Source organism: Ralstonia sp. ASV6 (assembly GCF_016429285.1).
Classification (GTDB): Bacteria; Pseudomonadota; Gammaproteobacteria; order Burkholderiales; family Burkholderiaceae; genus Ralstonia; species Ralstonia flaminis.
Genome location: NZ_JAELUI010000178.1, coordinates 1 through 9,207, shown reverse-complemented (window position 1 = coordinate 9,207; position 9,207 = coordinate 1). Strand labels below are relative to the sequence as shown.

At 64.4% G+C, this 9,207-nt stretch carries 10 protein-coding genes and 1 pseudogene; 4 read left to right on the top strand and 7 right to left on the bottom strand.

All coding sequences use genetic code 11. The features are described 5' to 3' along the window. From JHD73_RS24485 to JHD73_RS24475, 3 genes and pseudogenes are all read right to left on the bottom strand, one after another. Window positions 1–183, bottom strand: a pseudogene (locus JHD73_RS24485) (YdcF family protein); the annotation flags it as partial. Window positions 184–317: 134 nt separating this feature from the next. After that, entirely contained in the window at window positions 318–671 is a 354-nt protein-coding gene (locus JHD73_RS24480) for a signal peptidase (RefSeq protein ID WP_199032774.1), read from the bottom strand. 81 nt (window positions 672–752) lie between these two features. Beyond that, window positions 753–1,265, bottom strand: a complete 513-nt coding sequence (locus JHD73_RS24475; protein WP_199032773.1) for a MarR family winged helix-turn-helix transcriptional regulator — start codon at window positions 1,263–1,265, stop codon at window positions 753–755. Window positions 1,266–1,386: 121 nt separating this feature from the next. Between JHD73_RS24475 and JHD73_RS24470 the strand changes: the two genes are divergently transcribed. After that, on the top strand, window positions 1,387–1,974 hold the full coding sequence (locus JHD73_RS24470; protein WP_199032772.1) for a nitroreductase family protein: 588 nt from the start codon (window positions 1,387–1,389) through the stop codon (window positions 1,972–1,974). A 52-nt stretch (window positions 1,975–2,026) separates the two neighbouring features. Next, on the top strand, window positions 2,027–2,956 hold the full coding sequence (locus JHD73_RS24465; RefSeq protein ID WP_199032771.1) for an EamA family transporter: 930 nt from the start codon (window positions 2,027–2,029) through the stop codon (window positions 2,954–2,956). A gap of 19 nt (window positions 2,957–2,975) precedes the next feature. Here the strand turns inward: JHD73_RS24465 and JHD73_RS24460 are convergent, their stop codons facing one another. From JHD73_RS24460 to JHD73_RS24450, 3 genes are all read right to left on the bottom strand, one after another. Further along, window positions 2,976–4,028, bottom strand: a complete 1,053-nt coding sequence (locus JHD73_RS24460) for a hypothetical protein (protein WP_199032770.1) — start codon at window positions 4,026–4,028, stop codon at window positions 2,976–2,978. 237 nt (window positions 4,029–4,265) lie between these two features. Then, window positions 4,266–4,985, bottom strand: coding sequence for a hypothetical protein (locus JHD73_RS24455; protein WP_233177141.1), 720 nt, complete (start codon window positions 4,983–4,985; stop codon window positions 4,266–4,268). 141 nt (window positions 4,986–5,126) lie between these two features. Next, window positions 5,127–6,083, bottom strand: coding sequence for a M48 family metallopeptidase (locus tag JHD73_RS24450; protein ID WP_199032768.1), 957 nt, complete (start codon window positions 6,081–6,083; stop codon window positions 5,127–5,129). Window positions 6,084–6,175: 92 nt separating this feature from the next. On the opposite strand from JHD73_RS24450, the gene JHD73_RS24445 reads away from it, so the two are divergent. Beyond that, the gene (locus JHD73_RS24445; RefSeq protein WP_199032767.1) at window positions 6,176–7,477 is read left to right on the top strand and encodes a muropeptide transporter; all 1,302 of its coding nucleotides are present in this window, start codon (window positions 6,176–6,178) and stop codon (window positions 7,475–7,477) included. Here JHD73_RS24445 and JHD73_RS24440 read toward each other — a convergent pair. Further along, window positions 7,469–8,662, bottom strand: coding sequence for a class I SAM-dependent methyltransferase (locus JHD73_RS24440; protein WP_199032766.1), 1,194 nt, complete (start codon window positions 8,660–8,662; stop codon window positions 7,469–7,471). The genes JHD73_RS24445 and JHD73_RS24440 overlap by 9 nt on opposite strands. A 16-nt stretch (window positions 8,663–8,678) precedes the next feature. On the opposite strand from JHD73_RS24440, the gene JHD73_RS24435 reads away from it, so the two are divergent. Continuing rightward, window positions 8,679–9,207, top strand: a 529-nt coding sequence (locus JHD73_RS24435) for an SDR family NAD(P)-dependent oxidoreductase (RefSeq protein ID WP_199032765.1), incomplete at its 3' end; no start/stop codon positions are given.

Here is a 9,207-nt window from a genome sequence, read left to right as displayed (position 1 = left end):
CGCACCCAGCAGCACGATGGCGTTGCGCGCGCCCCAGGTGATTTGCGGCTCGTTCTCGAAGGGCTTTTCCAGGGAATCGAGCAACCAGGCCGGTACCGGCCCGCAGCCAATGGCCACCACCAGCACCGCGCAGAGCACCGCCAGCGTGCGCGCAGCCCGGCGCCGGGCACGCGCTGCGCACACCGTCGCCACGATCACCAGCACACACAGCACGGCCAGGCTCACAGGTTTCTCCCCCTCCAGCACATCAGGGCACGCCACGCGCGTGCATGAAGTGCCATCGTAAAGAGGAATGGCCGGCCGTGCGACCCGTCTTCTTACGGGGTTGTTGCGCTCGGCTGCGGATTGACTGACGGCGTGGACACGTCCTGTGCCGCCTGCGGCTTGGCGTCGGGGCTGGTGTTGTCTTGCTGCTGTTGCTGACGTTTGCCCCGGCCACCGCGTCCGCCGCCCGGGCGGTTGACCGGTGCCGCCTTGGCCTGCTGCAGGTCTTTGTTGATCGACTCCACCGAGCGTGGCGGCGGCGTCATGTGGGCGAAGTTGCTCTGGATGTTGTGCAGGGCTTCACTGTCGTCAGCCGGTGCAGAGGTTGTCTGGGCAACGGCCGGGGGTGGCACCGCCGCAGCAAGGGCGGCAGCGCAGGCCAGGGGGAGGAGGGTGGTGCGGAGCATGGTCGACTCGCAATCGGGCTGGATGATTGCGATTGTGGCGCCGCTTGCGGGTGGGGAGTTTGAGGTTTGTGTTGCGGGAAATTACGGTGCCGCCCCGCCAATCTTCCCCAGCAACTCCCGCAACATCGCCCGCTCGGCTTGGCTTAGCGCCGCGAGCATCCGCTCCTCCGCCTCCACATGCGAGACGACCAGGCCATCGACCAAGGCGAACCCCGCATCGGTAAGCACGATCTGCAGCCCGCGCCGGTCATCAGGGTCGGTCCTGCGGGCGATCAGACCGCGCTTTTCCAGGCGGTCGAGCCGGTTGGTCATGGCGGAGGTGGACAACAGCATGTCCTTGGCCAGCGCGGAGGGTGACAGTGCCTGTTCGCGACCATTGCGGCGCAGTGTGAGCAGCACGTCAAAGCCGGCCATGTCCAGGTCGGCGCTGGCGATGTTGGCAATCACGCCTTGGCGCAGGCGTTCACCAGCGCGCCAGACCTCGCCGCAGACGGCCATCGGGCTGGCGTCGACGTCCGGGCGCTCGCGCCGCCATTGCGCGAGGATGCCGTCCATCGGTCCCCCTTGTGTGGGTGTGGGATCACCTTGACCCATCGAAAACCTCGTCATAGTATTTCGACATCAAACTATTTGATGTCAAGATTCTTGGAATCGTATCGGGTTTGCCGGTGCGAGGCAATTGGCATCCTGACGCATCTTTCTCACGAGGTATCTCATGACTGAACGACTTGCCGATCACCCGATCGATCCGCTGTTTCTGGCGCGTTGGTCGCCACGCGCCTATGACGGCCAGCCCATGCCCGAGGCCGATCTGCTGCGCATTCTGGAGGCGGCACGCTGGGCGCCATCGGCCTACAACTACCAGCCGTGGCGCTTCCTCTACGCCCGCCGCGACGATGCGCACTGGGCCGAGTTCGTCAGCCTGCTCGTGCCCTTCAACGGCGATTGGGCACAGCACGCCTCGGCACTGATCTTCGTGCTGTCCGACACGCTCATCCACCGGGACGACCCGGCCAACACTGTGCCGTCGCACACGCACAGCTTCGATGCCGGTGCCGCATGGGCGCAACTGGGGCTGCAGGCGGTCAGCCTCGGCTATCACGCGCGCGGCATGGCGGGTGTGGATTACGACCGGGCCCGCGCTGTACTGCACGTGCCGGAGCGCTTCCGCATCGAGATTGCCGTGGCCGTTGGCCGCCGCGGCTATGTGGCGTCGTTGCCGGCACCGCTGCAATCGGTGGAAGGCCCCACGCCGCGCAAGCCGATCAGTGAGCTGGCGTTCAGCGGGCGCTTCCCGGGTTGAGTTTTCTGGCTCATTTAATTCGATATCAAATTACGTAACGTGGAGATTTATCATGTCATTCAATCGCCTGACCGCAATGCTGGCCACCGCAGTGGCACCCATGTTGTGGGGCACAACCTACCTCGTCTTCACGCAGACACTGCCGGTTGACCACCCGCTGCTGGTGGGTGCATTGCGTGCGCTGCCGGCGGGCGTGTTGCTGATGCTGCTTGGCCCCGGCTTACCCCCGCGCAATAAGCTGCTGCCATTGCTGTTTCTCGGGCTGGCCAACATTGGTGTGTTCTTCGCGCTGCTGTTTGTGGCGGCGCAGCGCCTGCCGGGGGGCGTTGCGGCGACGATCATGTCTGCGCAGCCCCTGGTGGTGGCGTTGCTGGCGTGGCCGCTGCTCGCTCGTAAGCCGCGTCCGATGCAACTGGCGGTGGCGCTGGCGGGGTCGTTGGGGGTGGGGCTGCTGATTCTCGGTCCGGCCGCCAAGCTGGATGCGATTGGCGTGGTGGCGGCGCTGGCCGCAGCACTGTCGATGGCAATGGGCACGGTACTCATTGAGCGCTGGGGCCGCATCGGCACGCCGCTGGCCGTGGCCGCGTGGCAACTCGCGCTGGGTGGGTTGGTGCTGCTGCCGGTCGCGTTGTTTGTGGAGGGTTTGCCGCCTGCGCTCACGCTGCGCAATGCCGTGGGCTTTGCGTACCTGATCGTGATCGGCACGGCGCTGGGCTACTGGCTGTGGATTCGCGGGATTGGCGTGCTGGGCGCGGACGTGACGTTTCTCTCGTTGCTGAGCCCGCTGACGGCGACCGTGCTGGGTGCGCTGGTGCTGGGGGAGTGGTTCAGCCCGGTGCAGACGGGCGGCGCGGTGCTGGTTCTGGGGGCGACGGTGGCGGGGATGGCGCTATCTCGACATGGGCGGCGGGGGCGGGTGCCTGTCGCGCAAAAAGAAAGCCCCGCGAGGCCGGGAAAGCCTGCGGGGCCGGTGATGCGATGAAGCTATTTATGCCTGGTGCTTACTGGACCGACTTCAGGACCTGCGTGAAGGTCTTGGTGTGGTTCGTCGTCACCGTGCCTTGGTATGTGTTGACCAAATCGCACTTGACCGTACGCAGGCCAACCACGTCCCACCAGCAGACCATGTCGGTGCCGTAAGCCGCATTGCCTGACAAACCGTTTTGCAGCCCTTCATCATTGGACTTTGTAGTGGTCTCGACGTGATGAATACGCAGCGTGTTCAGCGTGCCCATTGGGGTCGTCAGCGGCTCATAGGCCTCGACCTTGGAGGTGATGTTGGTCGTTTCTTGATAGCCCGGAGCGCCCGGGGTGACCGAGGTGCAGTTGTACGTCCAGCTCGACGTCCAAGACTTACCGACCGACATCGGGAAGCTGACCAGGGTGCGCTTCGGGTTGTAGGTGCAAAACCGTCCATCCGCGGTGCGCAAGCGTGAAAGCCGGTTGCCATCCGCATCCTGCCCGTAGGTTTCGTTGTCGACGTTGTCAAGTTTCGAGAGGATGGTCGCGATGCCCGTATTGGCGTCGACCGCAGTCGTCTTGTTGACGCGCTCGTGCGTTTCGGGGGCTGTGCTCGTGTACGTGGTTGCCTCTTCCCAAGTGGTCACGCGACCGACGGTTTGCGGCGCGCCTGCCGTGTACTCATGCGGCGTCACCGTCACCGTTACTTTGACCGATTTACTTGCATCCTTGGCCGACGTCGCGGTGACCGTGAACGTGCCGCCCGGCGGGCTCATCGAGCTAGCTGTCCAGCTTTGTGTGCTGGCGCCCTTGACCAAGAAATCGGTATAGCTTGTCTTGTCGCCGGCTTTCCAGTTGACGTCCTTGTCGGTATCAAAGCGCAGATCCTGGCCCGACTTGACCGTCAGCGTGGCGGTCTGGCCGTTGCCTGCGCTGAACGATTGCACTTTGGTGCCGCCGACTGTGGCGCTCAACGTGAAGCCATTCGGATCGGCAAATCCCCCGTTGCTGCTGCCGCCATCACCGCCGCCACCGCACGCGGTCAGCACGCACGCTAGTGCGATTCCCGTGAATCCCTTGCCCCATGCATTCATTTCTTCTTATCCCTGATTTTTGTGGAAATTTGTGTGCAGCAAAGCTGCGGGCCGCAGCGTACAAGGTCGGCAAAATCCTTTTCTTAGCATTTCCTTATTTCGGCGGGATCCCCTACTAAATGGCGGGCATCCGATTGTCTTTCCGTATTTTTGTTTTGGGTCATGTGGCTGGTTGTGTGAAAAAGCCCCGCAAACTCCGGTGAGATTTGCGGGGCTGTCAATCAGGCTAGGGCCGGATTATTGAATGGCGGTCACCACTTGCGAGAACGTCTTCACGTAATTCGCAGGTGCCCCCGAGGGGTAGGCGTAATTGAAATCGCATTTGACGAGGCGATGGGCATCCACGTCCCACCAGCAGCGGTAGTCCTGGTTATAGGCAGCCGCGCCGCTGCTACCCCCCGGCAACTGCCAGTCGTTGGAATTGGTGAGCGCCAGCACATAGTGGATGCGCAGCGCATTGAACGTACCTGCCGGAATCGTCAGGGTTTCCAGGGCCTCGACCTCCGCGTTCAAGGTAGCGAACTCCTGGTAACCAGCCTGGCAGCTGTACTGCCACGTTGCTGTCCAGGTCTTGCCCACTGACAGCGGGAAATTGAGCATGTCGCGCTTGGGTGCATACGTACACAGGTTGCCGTTTTTGTACGTGCGCGTGAGGCGATTGCCGTCAATGTCGTTGGTATAGCGGTCGCTCGCTGCGCCATTGACCGTCGAGTCCACCGTGACGATGCCGTTTGCGACTGACGTCGTCACATAGGCGTGTGAAACCGTCGATACGGTGTTGTTCAAGAGTGTGCTGGTTTCGGACCACACGACAGTTCTGCCGACTGTCGGCGTGCTCGGGTAATACTGCTGTACCGGATCGGCGGCGGTACTCGGCGGTGCTCCGTTACCGATCACGCTGATCGTTTCAGCAGTGGCGATGCTCGATACAGCCAGCGCACAAGCGATGGCCAGCATGATCAAACCTTTACCCCGGTTATTCATTTTCTTATCCCTGTTGTTTGCGATTGAGTGATTGCAGCAAACGCTGCGTCGCAAAGCCTACAGGAATGTTTTTTGGGTTTTACACCGGCGCTTGGATCATTAACGAACGATTATCTAAGGCCGCACCATCGGCCGCATCGGCGCCTCATCCCCATTATCAACAGGCGCCGCCCCCAGATACTGCATGTTCGACCGATAGGCCGACAGCTTGGCCATCGGCATTTGCATGGCGTCGGCAAACAGCGGTAGCGTTTCCGGCAGATGGCGTGAGAGCACCACCATGCGCGTGCGCCCGGACGGGTGCGTCGAGAGGAACTGCTTTTGCTCAGCCCCGCCGATCGAGCCCATCTTCTGCCACAGCGTGAGCGCGGCGCGCGGGTCGTAGCCGGCGCGCGAGGCGATGTCCATGCCGACCAGATCCGCTTCCGTCTCTTCCGCGCGCGAGAACGCCAGCAGGTGCATCTTGGCGCCTTCGCCCAGGTCCGTATCGCCCCGGTTGCCGAAGCCGAAGAGCTGCGAGATGACGTTGGCGCCCAGGTTGGTGATCTCGCGCTGGCCGGCACGGGCGCGGGCGTGTTCGCGCAGCGCATGGGCGATCTCGTGGCCCAGCGCCATGGCGAGTTCGTCGTCGGTCAGCTTGAACTGCTCCACCAGCCCCGAGAACACGGCGATCTTGCCGCCGGGCATGCAGAACGCATTCACCTGTGGTGAGCCGATCAGGTTGACCTCCCACTGCCAGTGGGCGGCGTCGGGGTTCCAGCGTGAGGCCTGCGGGGTGATTCGCGCGACGATGGCGCGGATGCGAATCAGGTCGGGCACGTTATCCGGGGCAAGCGCTCCTTCGTGCGCAGCATTGTCGATGATGCCCTTGTACTCGGCCTGCGCACGTTTCTCGATTTCTTCGGCCGGAATGACGAGGCGGATATTGGGCGACGTGGTGGTCGGCGCTTCCAGCTTGACGCCGTCGGCGGGCACCGGCAGTGGGCCATCCATGGCAGTGGCCCAGGTTGCCAGGGTGAGTCCGGCGGCAGTCAGCAGGGCGCGCCGAACAGGCGACATGAGGCGTGGCATGGAGGCGGTAAGCGGAATCGACTGAGACATAATATCGGCCAACGCACCCGCCCACGCTACGTGGCAACCCGCATCGCATTCCCGCCCGCCACATGACCTTCCACGATTACCTTGACGTTTTCCGCAACCGCCGCATCGGCGCGATGCTGCTGCTGGGCTTTGCTTCCGGCCTGCCGCTGGCGCTCACCTCGGGCACGCTGCAGGCGTGGATGACGGTGGAGGGGCTGGACATTCGCACCATCGGGCTGTTCTCGCTGGTGGGGCAGGCGTACATCTTCAAGTTCCTGTGGGCGCCGCTGATGGACCGCTTCACGCCGCCTGGGTTTTCGTCATCCCTGGGCCGGCGCCGCGGCTGGCTGGTGCTCACGCAGGCGGGGCTGGTGGCGTCGATTGCCGCCATGGCGTTCACGCCGCCGCACGCCGCGCTGTGGGCGCTCGCCGGGCTGGCGGTGCTGGTGGCGTTTCTGTCGGCGTCGCAGGACATCGTCTTCGACGCCTATAGCACCGATGTGCTGCACACCAGCGAGCGTGGCGTCGGCGCTGCCGTGAAGGTGCTTGGCTACCGGCTGGCGATGCTGGTGTCGGGTGGCCTGGCGCTGTATCTGGCCGATCGCGTGATGGGCTGGAGCAACATGTATTTGCTGATGGCTGGGCTGATGGCGTTGGGCATCTTTACGACGCTGTGGTCGCCGGAGCCGGAGGTGTCGGCGCGCCCGCCGCGCACGCTGCAGGAAGCGGTGGTCGGCCCGCTGAAGGATTTTTTCTCACGCCGCGGCGCCTGGGCGCTGCTGGCGCTGATCGTGCTCTATAAGCTGGGCGATGCGTTTGCTGGCAGCCTGTCGACCACGTTCCTGATCCGGGGCGTCGGGTTCTCCGCGGGGGAGGTGGGTCTCGTCAACAAGACGCTGGGGCTGGCCGCCACCATTGTTGGCGCGCTGTATGGCGGCACGCTGATGGTGCGCCTGGGGCTGGTGCGCGCGCTGCTGCTCTTCGGCGTGCTGCAGGCGGTGTCGAACCTGGGCTACTGGGTGCTGGCCGTCACGCCGCAGCATCTGTGGACGATGGCGGTGGCCATCGGCATCGAGAACATCTGCGGTGGCATGGGCACGGCAGCCTTCGTGGCGTTGCTGATGGCGCTGTGCAACCGGTCGTTCTCGGCGACGCAGTATGCGCTGCTGTCGGCGCTGGCTTCCATTGGCCGTGTGTACGTCGGGCCGACCTCGGGCTATCTGGTGGAAGCCTACGGCTGGCCCGCGTTCTATCTGATGACGGTGGTGTTTGCCTTCCCGGGCCTGGCGCTGCTGTGGTGGATGCGTGGCACGATTGGCCGCTACGAAGCCGAGCAGAACGAGCGTGCCATCGAAGCCCAGGCTGCGAAAGCCGCCTCAGCCTAAGCGGTTCGAGCGGTCGGCATCTACAAAGCCGGCCAGCGGCAGCGCCGCGTCGATGCCCTTGCCCAGCGCGATGGCCTTGAACAGCTCGCCCATCTCCGCTTCCGACAGCAGCTTCTGCACGGCGTTGGCCGCCGGCAGGAACTGCATCGGGTCGGACGGATCGAGCGTCATCAGCAATTCGCCCACGCCCGCGCTCAACAGGAAGCGCGCCTGGCTCGTGTAGCCGAGCAGCTCCAGCCCGGCTTCCTGCCCCGCCTGGGCAATCCCCGAAAAATCGACGTGCGCGGTGATGTCCTGCAGGCCTGGCAGCCAGAATGGGTCGTCGTGTGCGTGTTGGCGGTAGTGGCACATCAGCGTGCCGTTGGCGCGATGTGCGTGGTAGTACTCGGCAGCGGGGAAGCCGTAATCGATCAGCAGCAGCAGGCCGCGCCCAAGCGCCGCGCCCGTGCTGCGGATGAAGCCCTCGGCGGCTTCATGCGATTCGGTGATGAGGTCGCCGGTGTCGGGCAGCACCGCCAGTTTGGCGGGCACCTCGGACGGCTCGACAAGACGGTCTTCCCACTGCAGGCCGTGCTCGGCATCGAGCTTCACACCGCGCTGGTGCCACACGCCGCCGCGCCGCGCCCACAGCGACACGGGCATCGCATCGAGCACTTCGTTGCCCACCATCACGCCGGTAAACGGCGCGGGCAACGTGTCGTGCCACTGCGCGAGGGCCCCCAGTTCGGGGCCGAGGGCAGTCAGGCGCTCCTGTTGGCGCTGGCGTAGCTCGCCGGAGAGTTCGACGATGCCATAGCTGTCGGGGCGCATACCCAGTGCATCGAGTTCGCTCAGGATGTCGGCGGCCAGCTTGCCGGTGCCGGCACCAAATTCCAGCACGTGGCGCTGGCCTTCGGGCAGCGTTTTCAACACCTGCGCGATCTGGTGCGCAACAGTGCGGCCGAAGAATGGCGTCAGTTCCGGGGCGGTGATGAAGTCGCCGCCGTCTTCCACGCGGCGGCCGAATTTGGCCGCGCCGCCACTGTAATAGCCCAGGCCCGGCGCATAGAGCGCCAGTTCCATGTAACGGTCGAACGGTAGCCAGCCACCGGCGGCCGCAATGGCGTCGGCGATCAGGGCGAACAGGTGCGCGGATTGCGCCTGCGCTGCCTCGTTGGGAAGCGGTAGACTCACGGTTTTGCTCATTGCCGGATTGTAAACAATGGCGCAGACGCCGACTCAACCGAACGCAGCATCCGCCTCACCGCACCGCATTGCCCTCGTGACAGGCGCTGGCCGCCGCGTGGGCCGCGTGATCGCCCTAGCCCTGGCCCGCCATGGCTGGGATGTGGCCGTGCATTGCCACCGCTCGCGCGCCGAGGCCGACGCCGTGGCCGCCGAGATCGTCGCCATAGGCCGTCGCGCCGCCGTGCTGCAGGCCGACCTGTCGGACGAAGCCGCTGCCGGCCGCCTGATTGGCGACTGCATCGCTGCACTGGGTACGCCCACCTGCCTGGTCAACAACGCCTCGCTGTTTCAGTACGACGTGGCGACCAGCTTCAGCTACGCGTCGCTCGATACGCACATGCGTACCAACGTGGCGGCACCGCTGCTGCTCGCGCGCGAGCTGCACCGTGCGCTCACGGCCGGTGATGCGGAACATCGTGGTGTTGTCATCAACTTGCTGGATCAGAAGCTCGACAATCTGAACCCGGATTTTCTGTCGTACACGCTGTCGAAAGCGGCGCTGT